The 20,999-nt window shown below is 51.4% G+C and carries 17 protein-coding genes, 1 pseudogene and 1 riboswitch; of the genes and pseudogenes, 6 read left to right on the top strand and 12 right to left on the bottom strand.

Annotation, left to right across the window (positions count from 1 at the left end; translation table 11 throughout):
* Positions 1 to 66 precede the first annotated feature (66 nt).
* Entirely contained in the window at positions 67 to 1,284 is a 1,218-nt protein-coding gene (locus EV294_RS20770) for an MFS transporter (protein WP_132310244.1), read from the top strand.
* A 497-nt stretch (positions 1,285 to 1,781) separates the two neighbouring features.
* On the opposite strand, the gene EV294_RS20765 is transcribed toward EV294_RS20770, so the two are convergent.
* The 9 genes from EV294_RS20765 to EV294_RS20725 form a co-directional block, all read right to left on the bottom strand.
* Positions 1,782 to 2,777, bottom strand: a complete 996-nt coding sequence (locus EV294_RS20765; RefSeq protein WP_132310242.1) for a LysM peptidoglycan-binding domain-containing protein — start codon at positions 2,775 to 2,777, stop codon at positions 1,782 to 1,784.
* 232 nt (positions 2,778 to 3,009) lie between these two features.
* A complete protein-coding gene (locus EV294_RS20760) occupies positions 3,010 to 3,267 on the bottom strand; it encodes a hypothetical protein (RefSeq protein ID WP_132310240.1) in 258 nt (85 codons plus the stop codon).
* Positions 3,268 to 3,270: 3 nt separating this feature from the next.
* Positions 3,271 to 4,503, bottom strand: a complete 1,233-nt coding sequence (locus tag EV294_RS20755) for a Ger(x)C family spore germination protein (protein ID WP_132310238.1) — start codon at positions 4,501 to 4,503, stop codon at positions 3,271 to 3,273.
* A complete protein-coding gene (locus EV294_RS20750; RefSeq protein WP_132310236.1) occupies positions 4,500 to 5,609 on the bottom strand; it encodes a GerAB/ArcD/ProY family transporter in 1,110 nt (369 codons plus the stop codon). Before EV294_RS20750 ends, EV294_RS20755 begins: the two co-directional genes overlap by 4 nt.
* A 4-nt stretch (positions 5,610 to 5,613) precedes the next feature.
* Positions 5,614 to 7,203 carry a spore germination protein gene (locus EV294_RS20745; protein ID WP_132310234.1) on the bottom strand — a complete coding sequence of 530 codons (1,590 nt, stop codon included), beginning with the start codon at positions 7,201 to 7,203 and terminating at the stop codon, positions 5,614 to 5,616.
* The gene (locus tag EV294_RS20740; RefSeq protein ID WP_132310232.1) at positions 7,193 to 8,326 is read right to left on the bottom strand and encodes a GerAB/ArcD/ProY family transporter; all 1,134 of its coding nucleotides are present in this window, start codon (positions 8,324 to 8,326) and stop codon (positions 7,193 to 7,195) included. Before EV294_RS20740 ends, EV294_RS20745 begins: the two co-directional genes overlap by 11 nt.
* A 238-nt stretch (positions 8,327 to 8,564) precedes the next feature.
* The gene (locus tag EV294_RS20735) at positions 8,565 to 9,680 is read right to left on the bottom strand and encodes an AI-2E family transporter (protein WP_132310230.1); all 1,116 of its coding nucleotides are present in this window, start codon (positions 9,678 to 9,680) and stop codon (positions 8,565 to 8,567) included.
* Positions 9,681 to 9,763: 83 nt separating this feature from the next.
* Positions 9,764 to 10,309: a histidine phosphatase family protein gene (locus EV294_RS20730; protein ID WP_132310228.1), complete on the bottom strand. Its 546-nt coding sequence runs from the start codon at positions 10,307 to 10,309 to the stop codon at positions 9,764 to 9,766.
* Between the two features lie 90 nt (positions 10,310 to 10,399).
* Positions 10,400 to 11,176: an aminoglycoside adenylyltransferase domain-containing protein gene (locus EV294_RS20725; RefSeq protein WP_243711733.1), complete on the bottom strand. Its 777-nt coding sequence runs from the start codon at positions 11,174 to 11,176 to the stop codon at positions 10,400 to 10,402.
* Positions 11,177 to 11,425: 249 nt separating this feature from the next.
* Between EV294_RS20725 and EV294_RS20720 the strand changes: the two genes are divergently transcribed.
* Together EV294_RS20720 and EV294_RS20715 are read left to right on the top strand one after the other, a co-directional pair.
* Positions 11,426 to 13,201 carry an ABC transporter ATP-binding protein gene (locus EV294_RS20720; protein WP_132310226.1) on the top strand — a complete coding sequence of 592 codons (1,776 nt, stop codon included), beginning with the start codon at positions 11,426 to 11,428 and terminating at the stop codon, positions 13,199 to 13,201.
* Positions 13,188 to 14,966: an ABC transporter ATP-binding protein gene (locus EV294_RS20715; RefSeq protein WP_132310224.1), complete on the top strand. Its 1,779-nt coding sequence runs from the start codon at positions 13,188 to 13,190 to the stop codon at positions 14,964 to 14,966. The genes EV294_RS20720 and EV294_RS20715 overlap by 14 nt, the downstream gene beginning before the upstream one ends.
* A 53-nt stretch (positions 14,967 to 15,019) precedes the next feature.
* Here the strand turns inward: EV294_RS20715 and EV294_RS20710 are convergent, their stop codons facing one another.
* Positions 15,020 to 15,439 (bottom strand): hypothetical protein, encoded by a 420-nt coding sequence (locus tag EV294_RS20710; protein WP_132310222.1) that lies wholly within the window; start codon positions 15,437 to 15,439, stop codon positions 15,020 to 15,022.
* Positions 15,440 to 15,512: 73 nt separating this feature from the next.
* Complete coding sequence (locus tag EV294_RS20705) at positions 15,513 to 16,580, bottom strand: CapA family protein (protein ID WP_243711732.1); 1,068 nt, start codon at positions 16,578 to 16,580, stop codon at positions 15,513 to 15,515.
* A 131-nt stretch (positions 16,581 to 16,711) separates the two neighbouring features.
* A riboswitch (ZMP/ZTP riboswitch) is annotated at positions 16,712 to 16,796 on the top strand.
* Positions 16,797 to 16,881: 85 nt separating this feature from the next.
* On the opposite strand from EV294_RS20705, the gene EV294_RS20700 reads away from it, so the two are divergent.
* The 3 genes and pseudogenes from EV294_RS20700 to EV294_RS30735 form a co-directional block, all read left to right on the top strand.
* Entirely contained in the window at positions 16,882 to 17,736 is an 855-nt protein-coding gene (locus EV294_RS20700; protein ID WP_132310218.1) for a bifunctional 5,10-methylenetetrahydrofolate dehydrogenase/5,10-methenyltetrahydrofolate cyclohydrolase, read from the top strand.
* Positions 17,737 to 18,375, top strand: a complete 639-nt coding sequence (locus tag EV294_RS20695) for a cyclodeaminase/cyclohydrolase family protein (RefSeq protein WP_132310216.1) — start codon at positions 17,737 to 17,739, stop codon at positions 18,373 to 18,375.
* A gap of 355 nt (positions 18,376 to 18,730) precedes the next feature.
* Positions 18,731 to 18,805, top strand: a pseudogene (locus EV294_RS30735) (beta-xylosidase family glycoside hydrolase); the annotation flags it as partial.
* A 78-nt stretch (positions 18,806 to 18,883) separates the two neighbouring features.
* Here the strand turns inward: EV294_RS30735 and EV294_RS20690 are convergent.
* Positions 18,884 to 20,962: a choice-of-anchor J domain-containing protein gene (locus EV294_RS20690; RefSeq protein ID WP_165930758.1), complete on the bottom strand. Its 2,079-nt coding sequence runs from the start codon at positions 20,960 to 20,962 to the stop codon at positions 18,884 to 18,886.
* Between the last annotated feature and the right edge of the window lie 37 nt (positions 20,963 to 20,999).

Genomic DNA, 20,999 nt, shown 5'->3' with positions numbered 1-20,999 from the left:
TTTTCGCAACGACCGTTTTCCGCCTTCCCCGCTATACTGAAAAAAATGAAAAGGGGGAACCGTTCCATGAATACGACCGCTGCTTTACAGGCGCAGCGCAACCCGGCGATCTGGATGCTGTTTGGCGTCAGCTTCGCCCATTTGCTGAATGATGCAATGCAGACCGCCGTGCCTTCAGCCTTTCCGCTGTTTCAATCCGAGATGCATCTGAGCTTCACCAAAATCGGCTGGGTAGCCTTTATGCTCAACATTACCGCATCCCTGCTCCAGCCGTTTATCGGCTATGTGTCCGACCGCAGGCCCATGCCGTTCCTGCTGCCGCTTGGCATGCTCTTCTCGCTCGCCGGCGTAATTGGCTTCGCTTATGCGGACAGCTTCTGGATGCTGCTTGTCTCTTCCGCCCTCATCGGGGTGGGCTCGTCCGTCCTGCACCCGGAATCTTCCCGGGTAGCCCGGATGGCTGCCTCCGGCGGGAAAGGGATGGCGCAATCGGTATTCCAGGTAGGCGGCAATACCGGCCAGGCGCTGGCGCCGCTGCTTGTTGCCTTTTTGTTAATGCCGCATGGCCAAAAAGGCTTCTTGTGGTTTACGATTTTTGCCGCTATAGGCATCGTTATTCAACAGATTATCAGCCGCTGGTATGCCGGCCAGCTAACCGCTGCCGCATCGATCAAAAAGGCGGCTAGCCGGATGCTGGATCGGCAATCGCCGCATTCCACCATGTTCGTGGCTGGCACGATGGCGCTCCTCATTATCCTGCTGTTCTCCAAGTTTGTTTATATAGCGGGCATGACCGGCTATTATTCGTTCTATTTCATCGATCATTACGGGTTGTCGTTCTCTCGCGCGCAAATCTGCTTGTTCGCTCTGCAATTCGCGGGTATGGTAGGCACGCTGCTAGGCGGACCGCTTGCCGACAAGTTCGGCCGCAAGACGATGATCTGGATCTCCATCGCCGGAACGGCGCCGTTCTCGCTGCTGCTCCCTTATGCAAGCCCGGCTGTCGCTCTTGTCTTGTGCTGCGCAATTGGCCTGATTCTGATGTCCGGCTTCTCCGTCATTATCGTCTATGCGCAGGAGCTGATGCCAAGGCATATCGGCACCGTATCCGGCTTGTTCTTCGGGCTCGCCTTTGGCATGGGCGGACTTGGCTCCGTTCTGCTCGGCTGGCTGACCGACGTGAAGGACGTCGCTTTTACCATCGAGCTGTGCTCCTTCCTTCCGCTGCTTGGACTTTGCGCGTTCCTGCTGCCGAAGGATTCGAAGCTGATGGGCAAGGCGTAGGCGGGGGGTTACGCCAAGTTGAGTGGTAATAGACCAAATAAGACCCTGGCGGGTCTTATTTGGTCTATTACCACTCAACTTAGATGCTTAAGACCCCTACAGGGTCTTAAAGCATGCTTTTGCACACCACTGACGCCACTTTTCGTGCACTGTACAATAAAATAAGACCCTGTCGGGGTCTTATTCGCTGCATATTCACTCTACTCAAGCCCGATAAGACCCCAGCAGGGTCTTATCGCACTGCTCTATGTTCAGTCCTCCAGGGTTCCACCGCGTTAAGGTCCCTTAGGGACCTTAACCACACAAATTGGCGCACCACTCACCATTTTAAGGTCCCTCAAGGACCTTAAAAACTGGAAATAGCCCTTAGTTTGCCGCCTTTCGCCATGCTTTTGCAGCTTTAAGGTCCCTTAGGGACCTTAACCCGACAAATCGCAGCTGCGTTCTGAATGTTAAGGCCCCTGAGGGGCCTTAATCTCCTTTATCCAACTCCAAAATCACTTATGTATCGTAACCTTTGTCCCCGTAGGCACCTCATTATATAACCACTCTACATCGTCGTTCAGCATGCGGATGCAGCCCGCGCTGGCGTTAGTGCCGATTGACGAAGGAGCATTGGTCCCGTGTATGCCGTACTTCGTTCCTTGCGTATTCGGGACGCTTAATCCCAGCCATCGGCTGCCCAGCGGGTTCTTCGGATCGCCGCCGGGAATTCCTTTGGCGGAGTACCAAGGGTTCTCGATTTTCGTTAGAATCTCGAAGGTTCCCGTCGGCGTCAAACCCGCTTTTTTCCCGCTGGCGATATCGAAGGTCTTCTTGACCGTCCCGCCTGACTTGACGTACAGCTTGTTCTTAGTAATATCGATATCTATGGACAGCTTGGCCGAAGCGGCCGCAGCAGCCGTGCTGCCGGACTTTGCCGCCGCCATATAATACGGATTTGGGATCCGCAGCTCTTGGCCCGCTTGAATCAGACTTGCGGACGTGTCTACTCCGTTCGTCTGGGCAACCGCCTTTTGATAGTCCTGCGATTCGAAATATTTCACAGACAGGCTGTACAGGGTATCGCCTTTTACAACATGATGCCTGCCTTCTCCCGACGGCAGCGGAATGCGAAGCGTCATCCCGATTTGCAGCTCGGTGTTGGGATCGGTGATCCCGTTGTACGTCATTAACGTATTCATATAATAGCCGCGGTTAAAATAGCTTTTGGCAATGGCGAATAAAGTATCTCCCGGCTGTACCTCGTAGTAGTCGAGGACAAGAGGGCTTTTCAGCTTGATCACTGTACCGGCTTTCAGCGAGGCTTTTGAATTCAAACCGTTTACTTTCGCTACTTGCTCGTAATCGCCTGTAAGATAATATTTTTTCGAGATGCCAAACCACGTATCCCCCGGCTTAACGGTGTAAGGCACGGTAATTCCTGAAGCCTTTTCCGCTTCCGCCCCCATATTACCGGGATAGCTGACCAATGCCATCATAACCATAATCATACAAAGGACCCACTTCAACAACCTGCTCAACGATGATCACACCTTCTGAAGAAATAATTGCGGCTCATCTGATTCGCTGTCATTCGGCGGGATTCCTTTTTATTCGGCACCCTTCGGCAAGAATTGGTTCGCACGTAGCAAACAAACGCAAGAAGAACCCGCTCCAGCGGGTTCTTCCAGAACTATCTTTTCCCTATGTACCTAATACACGCAAGGATTCAAGCACTAGTCTTTATTTCATCCCCCAGCCAACTATGCCCAGCATGACGGTTCGAATCGGCTCCATTCCCATGTTGATAAGCGCTACCGTTGTCCCGACGGCTACACCCCGCCAATTGAGCACATAGCCCACCGCGATAACGGTGCTCCAGGTCAGCAGAACCAGGTATACGGCAAAATCCTTGTACCATTTCTTGCGGATAAGCGGCTTTCCACCTGCAACCAACGACACGATGTACGCCAGTACGATCACAATTGCGACGTATAACATAACTTACTTCTCCTTCTTATCCGTCAAGTAATCAAAAGATTTGTTGCTTAATCCCATCCGAGCCATGCGGAACTTGACCTTCGGCTCCAGCGGAGCATGCTTAAACACCTCGTCCCAATTCTTGCTCCATGCCTTCCACTGCTTCGGATATTTGCGGTGGGTTTTCTCCGCCGCTCCGAATATGTCCGTATTTAACTGCTGGCCCTTCTTCCACGCCTCTTGCAGCAGAGAGCTAACCTGCGCTTGCCCTCCCTGTTCCAGCGACTGGATGATGCCGGGTTTGTATAAGTCTTGTGCGCAAGTGGATTCCATTAGCGATCCGGTAACGTCGACCTCCGCCGTAAACGTGAGCTGATTGTTCTTCAGCTTCGGAATAACCTTCGTGGAAGACTTCAAAATTTGAATGGTGTCATAGCCTTTCTTCCCCTTATCGTCTTCGCAAGGAACAACCACATAGGATTGCTTCACGCTGTCCCGCAAATAGGATGCGCCTAGCGATTCCTTCCGGCTCATCCAGCCGATCATTTTGTCATCCTTCATCACGGCTAGACGCCCAAGCTTAAGCTTGGAAGGAATAGAGGTGCTTCCGAACGACTCCAAGGAAGACGTATCCTTCGTTCCGGATACGAAAATCTCGGGAACAACGGCGCTCTTCGCATCCCCGGTCACTTCCATGGCCAGCTGATAGACCGGAATATTCGGCAATATGGAGGTGTTTTTCATCTCGGATAAAATAATCTCCTTCATACCCGCCCCCGAGATCGCCTGCAGCTGCATGAACTGCTCCAGAATCCGGCGCGCCGTGCCCGGGGTTGCAAGCACGCTTACGGTCTCCCTCGTGCCCGAATTGCGGAAATACACGTCGATCAGCTCGTTTATGCCGTGCTGCAGCGCTTTTTCCCCAATTACGACAACGCGGTTATGCGCGAAAAACAGCTTGCGCGGGCTTTCCGAATAGCTGTGCATAATCGCATCCCGGATGGTTTTGCCTTTCGTCGAATAGACAATGATTGGCGACTTTGGACCGCTGCCTCCCGATCCCCCCATAACCGACGAGATTGCGGCAGGAATAACGACCTGGTAAGAAACAATCCAGCTGCTTCCGTCCCAATCGATGCCCGTTGCCGATGTGATGGCCACTTCGTTCAGCTCGATCCGGTTCCAGCAGCCGGTTGTCATAGTCGCAAACAGAAGAAGCAACACAGCACAGCAGATAGACTTAATCCGTAGTCTCATGGCTTCTGCATACCTCCTTGCCGCTTTCGTCTCCCACTCGTTACGAGAAGTCCGAACGCAATGAGAATAGGCAATACAATATTCATAATGAGCAGCACCGGCATATTGACCATGGTTGCCATAAAGCTGCTTTCCATATTTTGCGGCCACTCGCCTGCCGACGTTACTATGGCAAGAACGCTGAGCCCGATCACCGCATGGCGCTCGCTGCGCAAACGAAGAGAATGAAAGATGCAATGAACGGAGGCAAACAGGAACATCGCTAGTTTGACATACATAGTGAGGAACCAGACCGACACGGTAAAAACCTCGATACGCTCCAGAAATTCACCAACCTCGACGATGGCCATTACGTTAACGAAAGCGTAGGACATCAGCGGGACAAGCTGCTGCCCGAAAATGGTCAAGGCCAGCAATATGATAATCACAAGCTGCGCGGAACCAAGGAGAGTACCGATTACGCTTGCCTTCATGCCGGATGCTGGATTTTTCATATACGGGCTTATGAGGAGCAGAATGGCAACCTCGGACATAAGACCAACGGGCGGAAAAGAAGCGATTGCCATTCTTATCATGCTTGTATCAAACACCGGAATTAACCTTTCGAAGCCAATATCGGTATAAAGAACGAAGACAGAGACAGGAATGACAATCAGAATCATAATAAGTACTATAAAAGCCGAACGCGCAATTGCCTCGATTCCCTGCAGGACAATAAAAGCCGTAACGATCACCATCATGATCGTCAGCATAAACAGCGGGGTGGAATCAAGCACGATATCGGATACAAAATCGGCAAACGCCCGGACAATGACGCAAAAGGTGTTGAAATAATAAATACCGATCAGCAAGCCGACAGCCATGCCAATCGGTCTTCCGAAGCTGCTCTCCATCCATTCCACAAACAGCTGTCCTTTATTGGCTTTGCAGATCATCGCGATTCCCAGAGCCATGATCATGCCGGCTATAGCCGCTATGATGCCTGAAATCCAAGCATCATGGTGAGCAATCGAGACCATTACGCTCGGTATGGCCAATACCAGCGTAGGCGTAATGGCACTTTGAATTAAGGCAACGGTCTGCAGGGTCGATATAGCCGGTTTCATGATTCTAGGCTCCTTCCTGATCAGGGCCGGGCTTCTGCCCAGCGCCTTCCCTTATTGTGTTGCTATCATCAGCGATATTAACAGGGCGTTTGCGCATCGCCCACCATGGCACGCGAATCAGAACATCCTTCAAATTAGACGGAACAAAAGGCGAAAAAGGCATCATATACGGCTTGCCGAATGAGCGTAATCCGCATAAATGAGCAAGCAGAATCATAAGCCCCGACATAATGCCGAACAACCCGAAGGTTCCCGCCAGAATCATGAGAACAAAACGAATCAGCCGGGCGGCAATGCCCATGTTGACAGCCGGGATAACGAAGCTCGCAATAGCCGTAAAGGATACGACGATAACCATGGCAGCCGATATAATCCCCGCCTGCACGGCTGCCTGACCAAGCACGAGTGCTCCAACAATCGAGATGGCGGGTCCGATAACCCGGGGCATCCGGACGCCCGCTTCCCTTAAAATCTCGAAGGTAATCTCCATCAGGAACGCTTCGAGCAAGGCCGGGAACGGTATTCCTTCACGCTGGGCCGCCAGACTGATCAGCAGCGAGGTCGGCAGCATTTCCTGGTGGAAGGTCGTGATGGCAATGTAGAGCGACGGCAGCAGCATCGAGATAAAGAAGGAGCCCATCCGTATGATACGCAGAAAGGTCGCAATATCGTAACGCTGGTAGTAATCCTCGCTCGATTGAAAGAACTTGGCAAAGGTGACCGGCGCAATCAGGACAAACGGCGTTCCGGACACCATAATTAATACCTGGCCCTCCAGCAAAGCGGCGCTTGCGGCATCCGGACGCTCGGTATTCTGAAGCATCGGGAAAGGCGTAAACGCCCGATCCTGAATGAATTCCTCGACATAGCCGCTTTCCAGCACGCCGTCGATATCGATCTTATCTAACCGGCGGTGAACCTCCTTAACGATTTCCTCCTCCGCGAGTCCCTCCATATAGACAACCGCGACATTGGTTCTCGTCTGACGCCCGATCATTTTGTATTCAAACCGGATGTCGGGGGACTTGATAATTCTTCGAATCAGCGAAGTGTTGGTCCGAAGGTTTTCGGTAAAGCCTTCCTTCGGCCCCCGAATAACCGTCTGGGTGCTTGGCTCCTCTACCGCGCGGGTTTTGCCTCCGGTTGTATCCATGACAATCGCCCGCAGGCTGCCGTCCACCACAAGAATCGTACTTCCCTCAAGTATACTGTAGCCTGCTTGTTCAATCGTGCTGACTTCGCTAAGCTTGCCAATTGCGATGGACCGCTCGGTCAAATGATGATAAAGGCTGGACTCCTTGCCTCCCTCCTCGTCCGTATGCGGATTATTGGCATCATCCAGTAGACTTAGCAGCAGCGTATTAATCGTTGTCCCTTCCACAATGCCGTCAATATAGAGAATCGCATACCGTGTATTGTCGAAAGATCGATGCTGAAACGTACGGCATACGACATCCTCTCCCCCGCCCAGGAAACGGTGCAGACGCTCAATATTGATATCCATATCCGGAAGCAGCACTTGCTCCAGCTGCTTGTCTTGCCCGGACGAAGAGGTCTGCTTGCCTGACTTAGATGAAGTCTTATCAATTAGCATGGTTGCTGTCCTCGCTAGATGGCTGGTTTTGACGCTTGCTGCGCGAGCGGACTCCGGATCGGAGAAGCATCACGATCAGCAGCAGGAGCGGAATGTACATTTGAAAGATGGGAAAATGATATTTGATATTTTGCTCGAAGCCGACGTTAACCTGGTGCATGTAGCTCTTAAACCAGAACGAGCCGAAAAATATGCCAATCCCGACCGGAATGGCCGCAATTCGAAGCGAAATGCGAAGCAAGTAGGCTAGGGCAAGCGATGCGCCAAGATAATAAGCCGTCAGCTTCACATATACCGCGGTGAAGAACAAAAGCGCGACAAACGGATCAAACCGCTCAAATACATCCCCGATCGTAACAAAGGTCGTGGCTTGCAGAAGCGGTACCGTACTCCATCCGGCTAACGAGCCTAGGCTCGCGATAATGATTACATTCATGACCGTAATAAACGCTCCGGCGAATAAATAGCTCTTCATGGTTACCCGCATTACCTGGCCGAAGCTGCTTTTGTCGATATAGCGCCAGAACATGAGAAATAGCACCATTTCGCCAAAAGGAAAGGAGATAATCTCCGGAATAGCGGCGTCCCAGACCGGCTTGAAGCCTTTTTCCAGCATCGGAAGAAGTCTTGCCAGATCAATAGTCCCTGTCATGATCAGCAGAAGATAGATTAAGATGTAAATCAAAATCAAAATCGGGAGCAGCACCTCTGCCATCCGAAAGAAAACTCCGGGCCCGCCCATGACGGCATAACCGCCGATGATGCAAATGATGAGCATGATGACGGACAGCGGCGTATCCGAAAGCAAAAACATAATCGACAGATCCGCGAATTCGCGGACGTTGCGGGTGCATTTGTAACAGAAGTAAACGACATAGATGAGTCCAAAAACAAAGCCGATCACTTTGCCGAAATACAGCTTGAATATTTCGATCAGGTTTCGGTCAGGCTCAAGCCTTTGAATCTGCAGCGTCACAAGGCTGATAACGACGAAGCCGGCCAGCACGCCAACGGCAACCGACATCCACGCATCCCGCTCCGCCGTGCCGCCAAGCAGAAATAAAGAGGAGCTTCCGATTAAAAACAGAATGACCATTGTAGCCAGCTGTCTTAACGTCACCATGACGAATCCCCTCCCTTTAGCGATGTGCCCAAATTTGCATTTCTTATCATGCCCGGCGGAATGGAAAATAATTCAGAATGAGGTAGTTGAGTGGGAAATAGAAAAAGCTGTCCGGGGTGGACAGCTTTTTCTAATGTACGGCATGTCAAAAAATGAGCTACAGCTTTGCAATGGCACGCGCGAGTATCTTTTCTTTTTTCCTTCTTGTCAGCGATACCCACTCCGATCTAGCGAATTTCTACTTCCGCTCGACAACCTCCGCAAGCGGATCCTTCGGCGGTATGCGGTTATGCTTGCGGAAAGCGTAGACCCGGATCGCGATAATCTTGATTATCGCGTAGACGGGAACGACGATAATCATGCCGAAAGCGCCGATAATGGAGCTTGCGCCAATTACGAGCAGCATAACGGTGAACGGATGAACGTTCATTTGCTTGCCGATGATCCGCGGTCCGATCAGGTTCGCTTCGATCTGGTTGGAAACGATAAGCACAACGCCAACCAGAAGCACCGTCATCGGAGATACGGTAAGCGCTACAACAGCCGTCGGAATAAAAGCGATCAACGGTCCGATATAAGGAATGAAATTCGTAATGGCGGCGATTAAGCCAAGCAATAACGGATAAGGCATATCGATCAGCAGGTAACCGACAAAGGTCAATACGCCGATAAGGAGCGACGTAAGCACCTTGCTCAGGATAAACGAACCGATCGACGCATCGATCTCCTTAAGCGCCCCGCTTGCTTCCTTGTGAAATCGTTCCGGCAGCATCCGCAGGATATGGCCGGGCAGCTTGTCTCCCTCGCTGAGCAAGTAATAGATCATAAACGGAACGAGACCAAGCAGGAAGAAGAAGTTCATAATCACGTTAAAAATGCCGCGTACGCTGCCGATGACGGAATTAAGCAATTCATCCAGCGATCCGGTCAGCTTGTTCGTCAGATTTTCCGTGGAAAGAGCATCCTTCTGTCCGATTTCCTTCAGCCATTCATGCTGCTGCATGGACTCCAGCCATGTCTGAACGGAAGCGACGATCTGCGGAAAGTTGTTCACCAAATTAATGGACTGGTCCCGGATTGGAGGCCAGATCATCCAGAAGAACAAATAGCAGATGCCGATTGCGCCTATGTAAACGATCAGAATAGAGAGCACCTTCGGAAGCTTCATAGAGAGCAGCCTTACAAACGGCCGGAACAAATAATAGAACATGCCTGAGATCAAGAGCGGTACGAACAGCGCGGCCAGCACCTTCCCGATCGGATCAAAAACGAAATCGACTTTGGACGCCAGAAAGGCGATCAACAACACGACGATAATGCCATACCCTATGCGAAACCACTTGCCTTGCGGCATACGGACAAAACTCCTTTTAACGATATTTTTTGCCTATTCCTAGAATTAACGCAAAACTAGCGAAAATAAACATAGGGACATCATTATTTCTCCCAAATTCGCCGAATGCTAGGTTTATCCCACGACGGGAAGGTTAGCAGAAAAACATCCGGATTGGACATAACCTCCCATTCGTCGAATCCGATCCTGCTGTCAAAATGCTTGAGCAGCAGGGAAATTAAATTGCCATGCGAGACGATAACGATGTTTTTCTTGCCGCTGCCCAGAGCTTCCGTAACGACGCTTACCGCTCGGCTCATTGCCGCGTTGCTGGACTCCCCGCCCTCGTAAAGTAAATCCATATCCTCGTAGGCTAATCGCAGCATCTCCCGCCAATCCGCATGATTGGTGCGGGACAGGACTCTTTCCGTTAACCGAACATCCGTAACGATATCTGCGGCGAGTCTATCAGCCAATGGGGTAATGCTGCGATAAGCCCTTTCAAACGGACTTGATAGAATGACATCCACTTCCTTACCGGCGAAAAAATCCGCCAGCTCCTCGGCCTGCTGCAAGCCTATCTCCGTTAAAGGAGCATCCGGCTCCTGCCCGGCAGCTTTGCAATGACGCACGATATAGATCCTTGTCACTCGTTTACCTCCCATACGCCGTGCCGTTAAACATTCGCTAGGATGTGTTGCTAAAATTATACAATAAAGATCCAATAAGAATATAGTAGGCTAACCTGAAGCTATTATTTCAGCCAGCATATACTGGGCGAACTCAATAAGCTGTTCACCATCCCGTTCCGGCGGATTTCCCTGTTGCCCGCTGTATTCATCCAGGCAGGCTCTTAGCAAGGGACGGTATTTGCTCGGCAATACCCGCAGTCCCCATTCCCCGCCCTCTAGCTTGGAGGACACCTTGCCTTCCCGCAAATAGAACAAAACCCGGCATAAATTTAAGGAATAATACACCGGTAAATCGGTAATCTCTTTGGAAGCTTCGCTTATATCGCCAAGAATAGCCCGAATGTAATAAATGCTCTCAACCGGCTTGAACAGCTCCGGGATCGGTACGCCCCATAAGGTCTTGCCCCTGTAATAAATAACGGTAAAATGCGCCGCTATATCCGGGTCTTCGAATCCTCCGCATAGATAACCGGGCTCTGACCGATACCGCTCCCGATGATACTGCGAGTAATGGTATTCAAATGGCGTGGGGTACGCAAACTCCCTTGCATAAGACTCCAATATTATGCTCAGCTCTATCCCATTGCCGCCGGGCAAGCCCTGATCCAGAAGCAAAACATGACTCGTTATCTGCTTCAGCTCTTCCTTGGACAACTTATCCTTCACGACAACGATGAGATCGATATCGCTTTTCTCCGGGTTATAACAGCCCATGGCTAACGAACCGTGCAAATAGATACCTGCTAAATTGTCCGATAATACCGACCTGAAGGTGCTCACCGCTTGTTGCAAAAAAGCACCGGTATTCGTCATGTCCCCCTTCAAATTTACGCCCTCCCCCGTTTTCCATTTTCTCTCCCCATTATTAGCCAAAATAAAATTCTATGTCTACGGCCGAATGAGCAAACTACAATATTCGGACATACTTCCTTCAAGATCAAGACAGTCCATCAGCCTTTTATTTTTATTCAGCTAAACTTATAAAAACCCGTTGGATAATGGATTATTTGTGATATAATCTCCATAGTTTTTTACCAATAAAGCTTTTACACTAACACAGAAATCGGTGATCACATGTTTCAATTCAAGTGGCTTTGGCACAATCTGAAGGGTGATCGGGCAAGGTACATTATCGCCCTATGCCTGTCAGTCATTGGCTCATCGCTCACGATCATTAACCCGTACATTGGTCAACGCATTGTCGACACCTTCATCGCAAGCGACAATGCCGTAAAAAATCTGACCGATGAACGATCCCTGCTGATCGGCTTATGCTTTGGGATGATCGGCTTCTCCCTGCTGCGCACGGGGCTTGCTTACTTCACTACCCTGCTCTACGAACGCGCATCGCAGAACATGCTGTTCCGCGTAAGGATTTACTTGTACAACAAAATTCAAGGTCAAGACATGCAATACTATGACCGCAACCGTACCGGGGATTTGATGACCAAGATGACGGGCGATCTCGAGATGGTGCGCCACTCGCTCGCATGGATTATCAAGACGATTATCGAGTCTCTTACGATCTTTTTGGCAGCGGTCGCCTACTTCTTCTTTATCGATGTCTCGCTTACGTTATGGCTGCTTATCCTGTCGCCGCCAATTCTAATCGTCGCTTTTATCTTCGCCAGACGCGTACGCCCGATGTATGTGGATCTCCGGGAGCGCCTGTCGCAGCTGAATACAACAACCCAGGAAAATATCGCGGGCAACCGGGTCGTCAAGGCCTTCGCGCGCGAGGAGTTCGAGATTCGGAAGTTTACCGAGAAGAACGTCAATTACTCGACGGCCAACAAGAAGGCCGCGTTGGTCTGGCTTGATTATTTCCCTTATCTGGAGACCTTGTCCCAGGCCTTTAACGTCATTCTTATGATTGCGGGCGGTCTGCTCGTGATGGACGGACGGATTACCTTTGGCGAGTTTTCCGCGTTCTCCGCGCTTATCTGGGGTCTATCCAACCCGATGCGCAACATCGGCATTATTATTAACGATATCCAGCGGTTTTTCGCCAGCCTTAGCAAAATCATCGATGTGTACTATGCACAGCCTCAAATCGTCAATGAGCACAAGCCGGTTGTGAAGCACCGCTATAAGGGCAGCATCGAATTCGACAACGTCAGCTTCAAATACGACAGTGCTACGGTACTCGAAAATATCAGCTTTAAAATTGAGCCGGGTGAAACCGTTGCCATCATGGGCGCCACGGGCTCCGGCAAAACAACGCTGATCAACATGATTCCGCGTTTCTATGATGTCACGAAGGGCCGCGTTCTCGTGGACGGCAAGGATGTCCGCAAGCTGGAGCTTGACGAGCTCCGCGGCAATATCGGGGTAGCGACGCAGGACGTCCTGCTCTTCTCCGACACGATTGACGGCAATATCGCTTACGGCAATCCGGATATGCCGGAGGAGGACGTGGCGAAGTTCGCCAAGCTTGCCGCTGCCCATGACTTTATCCGCAAAATGCCGGAAGGCTACGATACGGTCGTAGGCGAACGGGGGGTGGGTCTGTCGGGCGGTCAAAAGCAGCGGATCGCTTTGGCCCGCGCGATGGCCGTGCAGCCTCCGATTCTGATTCTGGACGATACGACCTCGGCCGTCGACAACGAGACGGAGGAGCATATTCAGCGGAGTCTGAAGGAGCTTGAATTCTCCTGCACCAAAATCATTATCGCGCAGCGCGTATCGACAACGGCGCAAGCCGACCGGATCCTCATTCTGGAGAACGGCCGGGTTATCGAAGAAGGCACTCACGCCGAGCTTCTCGCAAGGCGCGGGTATTATTACGGAGTATTTATGCTGCAGAACGAAGGCATCGAGAGAGAGGTGACGGCTCATGGCAAGGAATAAATTCGACATCGACGAGAATCTGGAGTCGCCCTTTAATATCAAGCACTTCAAGCGTGCTCTCGTCTACATCAAGCGCCAGAAGAAACCGATGATTATCGCTTTCGTGCTGAGCGCCCTGTCGGCGGGTATCGCACTCTCCGCGCCTCTGATCATGCAGCACGTGGTTGACGTGACCATTCCCGCCAAGGATAAAGGCGGGCTTGTCTGGCTGTCGTTGTTAATGCTCGGGACCATTGTGGTCAGCGTTATTCTGGCAACGATCCGCTCCCGCATTATGACACGCGTCGGGCAGGATATTATCTTCGATATCCGCTCCGATCTGTTCAAGCACCTGCAGGAGCTGCCGTTCCAATATTACGACGACCGCCCGCAAGGCAAAATTCTGATCCGCGTTGTCAACTACGTCAACTCGGTATCCGATGTTTTGTCCAACGGTATCATCAACTTGATTCTGGAGATTCTCAACCTGATCTTTATCGCGGCGTTCATGTTCGCGGTTGACGCCAGATTGTCTCTTCTTATTATAGGCGGTCTGCCGATCTTCATCGGCATCATGCTGCTGATCAAGACGAAGCAGCGCCGGGCATGGCAAGCGGTATCCAATAAGAGCTCCAATATGAACGCTTATCTTCAGGAGAGCATTAGCGGCATTCGCGTTACGCAAATCTTCACCCGGGAAAAACATAACGAGGGCACGTTCACCCGCTTATCGGAAAACTATCGCAGCGTGTGGATGAGAGCGATGTACTTCAACTTCCTTGTGCCGTTCTCAGTCGATAACCTGACGACGCTCGTAACGACGTCCATTTATTTCGTGGGTCTCTTGGCGCTAAGCCCGGCCGAAGTCACCTTTGGCGTTATTCTGGCGATGAGCAGCTACGCGGCGCGTTTCTGGCAGCCGATACTTAATATTTCCAACCTGTACAACAGCTTTATCAACGCCGTTGCTTATCTGGAACGGATCTTCGAGACGCTTGACGAACCGGTAACGGTCAGCGATGTGCCTAACGCGCGCGAGCTGCCGGCTATCAAAGGCCGGGTCACCTTCGACGATGTGACCTTCGCTTACGACCCGGGCGTCAACGTGCTTCAGAACCTGAAGTTTGATGTGAAGGCCGGCGAGAGCATCGCGCTTGTAGGCCCTACAGGCGCCGGTAAAACAACCGTCGTTAACCTGATCTCTCGTTTCTACAATGTTACCGAGGGCCGGATTCTAATCGACGGTCACGACATTGCGGAAGTGACGCTGAAGTCGCTGCGCAGCCAGATGGGCATTATGCTTCAGGACAGCTTTATCTTCTCCGGCACGATTATGGACAATATCCGCTACGGCAAGCTGGACGCGACGGAAGAAGAGATTATTGCCGCAGCCAAGACCGTATGCGCCGACGATTTCATCCGCGAGTTCGAGCATGGCTATATGACCGAGGTAAACGAACGAGGCTCGAAGCTATCCCAAGGCCAACGCCAGCTGATCTCGTTCGCCCGCACGCTGCTCGCGAATCCGCGCATCCTGATTCTCGACGAAGCTACTTCGTCGATTGATGCCCAGACCGAGCGCCTGCTGCAGAAGGGTCTGAACGAATTGCTGAAGGGACGGACCTCGTTTATTATCGCGCACCGTCTGTCCACGGTGAAGAACTGCGACCGGATTATGTACGTAGCCGACAAAGGCATCGCCGAAGCCGGCTCGCATGGCGAGCTGATGGCCCAGCGCGGCCGTTACTACAAGCTGTACACGGCTCAGAAGATGGAAGCCATGTGACCAAACGCAAGCAAGGCCCCCGATCGATGGATCGGGGGCCTTTTCTATTAAGCTTATCGCGAAAGCTTGACGACAAGCTTTTTCGCCGATTCGGTTTCGACCGTAATTTTGTAACGTTCCTTGATTGCCTTATATTCAATGCTGCCGTTCTCCGGGGAGGTTACGGTTTTCTCCCATACGGTCTCGTTATCATGGCTGACCTTGAGGATAAACGTCCCCTCCTCCGAAGACGCCTCATACGGGATATTTACCGGACCCGCATCCGCAACGGAGAAATCGTCCACCGTGTAAGTGCCCTTCAGCGAGCCGATCTTCAAGCTCAGCTTGCCGTTGATCTCGGTTTTTACGGTTGAGACGGCAAAGCTGGTTTGATCGGCATATTTGGACACGACATTAATGACAACAACCGTGACAATGAACAAGGCTAAAAAGATCAGAAATCTGAATCTGAGTTTGGACTTACCGATTCTCAAAAACATAACCCCCCGGAATTATTGTCCATCGGACAATAATTCGCCAGGGGGCTTTCAATCCCTCTTCTTGCCGTTATTTTGCCGATACCGTCCCATCCTTGTTGACCTTCACGTTGAATGAAATCTTACTCAGCTTCGAATACGTCGTTTCGTTATAAGCCTGATCCCGCAGAATCGGTCTTGTATTTTCGATTTTTACCGGCGTAATTTTACTGCTCACCTTGTCCCCGTCGAACGTCAGAGTAGCAATCATGGAGTCGTACGCTTTGTTTGAACGCTGCGTTGGGGTAAAGACAAAGTTGCCGAGGGAATAGTAGATCGGCTTGCCCTTGTACGTTTCAATCCCCTGCAGGCAATGACTATGGCTGCCGATTACGGCATCTACCCCCGCGTCGATAAAGGCTTTCGCATACGTTCTCGCATAATCCTCTGGGTAATCCTGGTATTCATTATTCCAGTGAATATAGATAACCGTTATGTCCGAATATTTAACCGCGTTCTTAACGTAACGCATCATCGTGTCAAAATCGTAACCCGAGGCGATCCCCGCCTTGTTATCCCCTGCGTACCAGCTTGGACCCGAGAGCACCCGGCTTATGCCAACGATCGCTACCTTCTTCCCGTTGACCTTCTTGGAGTAGGCGGTAAACGCCTCGTCGATATTGCTTCCAGCCCCGGTGTGGCCAAGCTTGTATTCGTCCAGGTAGTCCAGCGTATCGCTCAGAGCTTCCACCCCGTAGTCGAGCGTATGGTTATTCGCAACGGAAACTCCGTCTATTCCGGAGTTAACGATCGCTTGCAGCGTTTTGGGCGCGGAACGGAAGGTGTACGTCTTGATCGCCTTTTGCCCGCGCGTCGAGATCGGAGTCTCCAGATTGGCGAAGCTGATGTCGGAGCCGGATAACAGGCTGCGTACCTTCTCAAACGGATAATTCACGCCATACTTATCCATGTTCGCCGCAACCTTCCCGTCCAGTAGAATATCCCCCGCAAAGCTGATCTCAATCGGCTTGTCCTCTTTGGCAACAGGCTTCGCCGGAGCTGAAGCAGCAGAAGAGGCTATTGCCGTCACACGGCCCGCCGCCTCCAGATTAAAGCCCAGAAAAAGAAGCAAAGCCATTACGTATTTAAGCACCGTCATTCGCATCGTACCTCCATGGAATCTATGTATCTTCCAGCCAAGACTACTAATGTGTATGCCGTAAGGAAGAAATAGATTACTAGATGAGAAGGCTTTTCTTTCTTTCAATCTTTTGATACAGTAAGAAAAATAACGTTGTATGCGACTGGCGAAAACAGTGGAATGGACCACGAGGGAGCATACAGCTTGAACGTTCCGTTCGCCTGGGAAAAGTATCTGAGGATAGAGACTCGCGTTTTTTCGCGAGCCTTCCGCGGGTGCTTTTTTTCGTTCACGAACAAAAAGGCATGGAGGGATTGGAATGACGAAGCTTTTGAAAGCGAAGGAAGCGGCAGATCAGGTATACGAAGAAATCCGAACGAAGGTCAAGGAGTGGGAGCAGCTTGGGGTCCAGCCTCATATGGCAACCATTTTGGTTGAAGGAGACCCCGCATCGGCCTATTATGCCGGGGCTAAGCAAAGAATTGCCGAGAAGCTTGGCGTCGCTTTTACGCTGCACTCCTTCACGGCAGAGGTTGCGGAAGAAGAGATCCTTCAGCTTGTTAATCGGCTGAACCATGATCCATCCGTACATGGCATTATGCTGGAGCTCCCCCTGCCCCGGCATCTGTCGGCGAGCACGATCGAGAAGGCGATCTCTCCTCTAAAAGACGTCGATGGAGTTACGCCGGATAATAAGCTTGCGACGGTAACGGGTGAAACCGGCCTCTATCCGGCTACCCCTCAATCCTGCATTCGGCTTCTGAAACACCACGGTTATACGCTTGAAGGCAAGAATGTAACGCTCGTGGGACGCGGTCAGACCGTTGGACTCCCGCTGTTCCATATGCTTCAACGCGAGAACGCCACCGTTACCGTCTGCCATTCGCGTACACCGGACGTCGCTTCTCATCTGGGCCATGCCGAGATCGCCTTTGTCGCGGTTGGACATCCAAATGTCGTTACGCAAGATATGGTTCATCCCGATCTGGTTATTATCGATGCGGGAATTAATGAAACGCCGGAGGGTAAAATAGTCGGCGATGCAGCAGCCGGCGTCCAAGCAAGCGCAGCGGCGGTATCCCCTGTACCGGGCGGAGTCGGAACATTAACAACGGCTATCCTGTACGAGAATCTGATGAAGGCGATTGACCTTCAGCTTGGGGAGGTAAAGTAGATGACAACAACGATTACATGGGATGATTCCATCCGTTCTTTTCTGCGGCAAGCCGGCAGCTCCAATCCTACCCCGGGCGGAGGAAGCGTAGCCGCACTAATTGCCGCGCTTGGAGCTTCAATGACTTCCATGGTCGGAAACCTGACTCAAGGCGAGAAATTCGCCGATATTCAATCCACCATTAGTGAAGTCATAGAGAAGATGCGCCGTTTAACGGCAGAATGCGAAGAGCTGCTGCAGGCGGATATCGCTTCTTTTAATGGATACATGGATGCGCTAAAGCTCCCTAAGAGCTCCGACGAAGAGAAACGGATACGTACAAATGCGCTTCACGAAGCTGCCATTCAGGCGATTGATGTTCCTCTTCGTCTCATGCAGGTTTGCCGGGAAGGTCTTGTGTTCACCCATCGCATTGCGGAGTCTTCTAACAAAAACGTCATCTCTGATCTGGGGATCGGCGCGATCCTGTTCGAAGCCGCCGCGCAATCCGCATTACTGACAATCGAGATCAATCTAGCCTCCTTAAAGGACGCGGAACGGAAACAGCATTATTCCGACACGCTGACGTCGCTAATGAGCGAGATCCAGGATCTTAAAAACAAGTCCCTGCAAGTAACCCGCAACCGCATCCTAAAATAATTTGCAGTACGTTGGATTCTCTCCAATACAATCTGGCTAAAATTGAGGCTCCGGGTGCCACGAACCGTTCTACTTCGCTGTGCACAAAGAACAACAGTGTAACCAACAATAGCGAGGTTAAAAGCGGATCCCCTTTCAGCGACACCTTGTTAGGCTCCGCAAATTGCGAATAACGAATGTAAGTTGTCCCGGATGCCGATTGCCGGCTGGGATCGGGTTTATCTGCGGGCCGTCATCGAAGGGGAGGCGTTGCGCTTTTATGACTCCCCCGGACGGCGAGGAATGGACGTAGGCCGGTCCTGTATTAGATGCCAGCAAATGCTCGGACGAACATTCCAAATTCGGCCACTTCAACGGTGCCTTCGTTGGCGTCTGCTGCCAGGATTCCTGCCGAAAACGGAAATACGCGGATTTTGATTATTTCGAGTAAAGAAAACCGGATACGGAGTAGAGAGTTTAGAGATAAAGAAGAAGACGCGCAGGAGGTCCTGGCGTCTTCTTCTATTTTTTAATTAGACGGCTTGCCCTTTTTCCCGCTAGACTTTAAGACTACGTCGTAATCGTAAGGCACGCTGCTCACGCTGCCTTCGGGCGCGGCATACGTCGTCATCATAATGATACGGTCGTATTTGGAGCTATGAAGCATATCGGCAAGCTCGACGCGGCTCGACTCCGACATGTTGATCAGATCCGGCACCCGGATGACTTTCACCTGGTTGCCTCGTTCTTTATCCTTCTGCTTGTCGTAGTTCTTCATGAGGCCGATAAACTCTACCTGATAATTCACGTATTGGCCGATCGTCTGCTCCAAGCTCTTGAAGCCGGAGGTGTCGGACATCGGATCGATCACCGCTCCGTTCAAACGAAGATTGGATAAGTACCAGCCCGCTTCATTAAAGCCCCAGTCCGTCAGGTACCGGAACCCAAGCAGCACCTTCTTCCCGGCATAAGCGGACAAATCAAAGGTCTCCGTCTTCCAGCCTTCCGAGCTGCCCGTGAAGCCGGGCAGATTCGCTGCCGTCTTCGGATAACCTCCTTCGACCAGATCGCTGCGCGTATCCTCGTTCGAGAGCGACGTCCAGCTCTTTCCTCCATCCTCGGATACTTGCACAACGCCGAAATCCCATTGCTCTTCGATATTATAGCTCGTATCAAAGCTGAGTTCAGGCTTGGACTGGCCTGTCAAATCCAGCTCCTTGATCAGGAAGTTGTCTGCCTGATCGCCTTGATTGCTCCAAAGGACCGTTCCTTTGTCTGGATCCTGAACAGGCGTCCAGTTCGTGCGCAGGAAGTCAAGTCCCTGGAAGTACAGGTGATCAATTTTCGAATCGGGCTTGAGGACCTTAAAGTCTGTTCCCCATGCAGGCGTAATATTATCCGTCTTAACCGAGGTTGCAAAATCGGGAGCCAGATCAATGGAATTAAACTTGTAGGTGGAAGAGTCCCCTTTATAACCGCTGTCTAGCACAACGGCCGTCATGTAGTCGGCATATAAGTCTGCGAACGACTTATTAATCCCCGCCTCGGCCAGCGCGGCTTCAACACCGCTAATGCCGGCGTTAGGGTTATGGAACAGGGTTCGAATAAAGGACTCCCCGTAATGATCGTAGAGATACAGCTGGAACAGATAAGCGTTACCGTAATCTGCAAGAATCTGGAGATCGGTCTGGTCGCCCCATAAGGTAAGGGAGTTGCGGAGATTGGACAAAAACTCGCTCACATGGTCCGTGGAATGACCGTAGCCCACCATGTATTGGGCAAAGTCGGACAAGCCTTCATTAATGAAGCTTTCTTCCGCCGGATCGGTATCCCGGTGCAGCAAATGCTGAAACTCATGAGCGAACACGCCTTCATACAGATAAGGCTTAGCCGCGGTAGGCCCTGTCCTGTTCAGCCAATCCAGGCTGTCAATCGTCATTACGTTGCGATCGGCAAAATCGCTGATCGTAGGAGAAAAGTAACCCGCGATATAGCTCGGATAATTCGGATCATAGTAGCTTTGATCCTTGATATTATCGATTAGAATAACAACGCGGCCGCTGTCATCCTTGTACAAGCCGTTATACCCGTCTTCCCCTTTGCGTTCAGCCGGCGGTGCAAAGTATTCGATTTCTTTCGGATAAATACGCGTTTCGAATTCGTTCAGCAAGTATTGTACCTGCTCGTCCGTAATTTGAACGGAGCCGTTTCGCGGATCGCCATCCGGGAATCGGAGGTTGTTCGCTACCCACACCTCGCCGCTTTTCCCGACGGCCCGAAGAGTAAAGTTCGTTAAATAATATTGACCGTTCACATCGTTGTTCGTCAGCCATGGTTTGACGGTACCCACATCCGCTTCCGTCAAGCCGGCCGCCTCTGACGACAAGCCCGCATCCTCCGAAGCCGCACTTCCCGTCAAATCCAGCCGTCCCTCGGCTTCGACGCTTTCCAGCGTGTCTGCCCTAAGCTTGGCGCCTACGTCCAGCACGCTGGGATTTGCGTTGTAGCTTGTCTGCTTCGTTGGCGCCGCCGTTGCCGCTGACGGCGTCAGAAGGCCTCCGACCAAAATTAATGACGATATCAGACCAAAAAAATTGCGTTTCGCCACATCCATTCCTCCTTAAAAGAATGATCACACAAATAGC

Source organism: Paenibacillus sp. BK033 (assembly GCF_004345425.1).
Classification (GTDB): domain Bacteria; phylum Bacillota; class Bacilli; order Paenibacillales; family Paenibacillaceae; genus Pristimantibacillus.
Note: the sequence above shows the minus strand (reverse complement) of the source record. Positions and strands in the feature narration are given on the sequence as shown.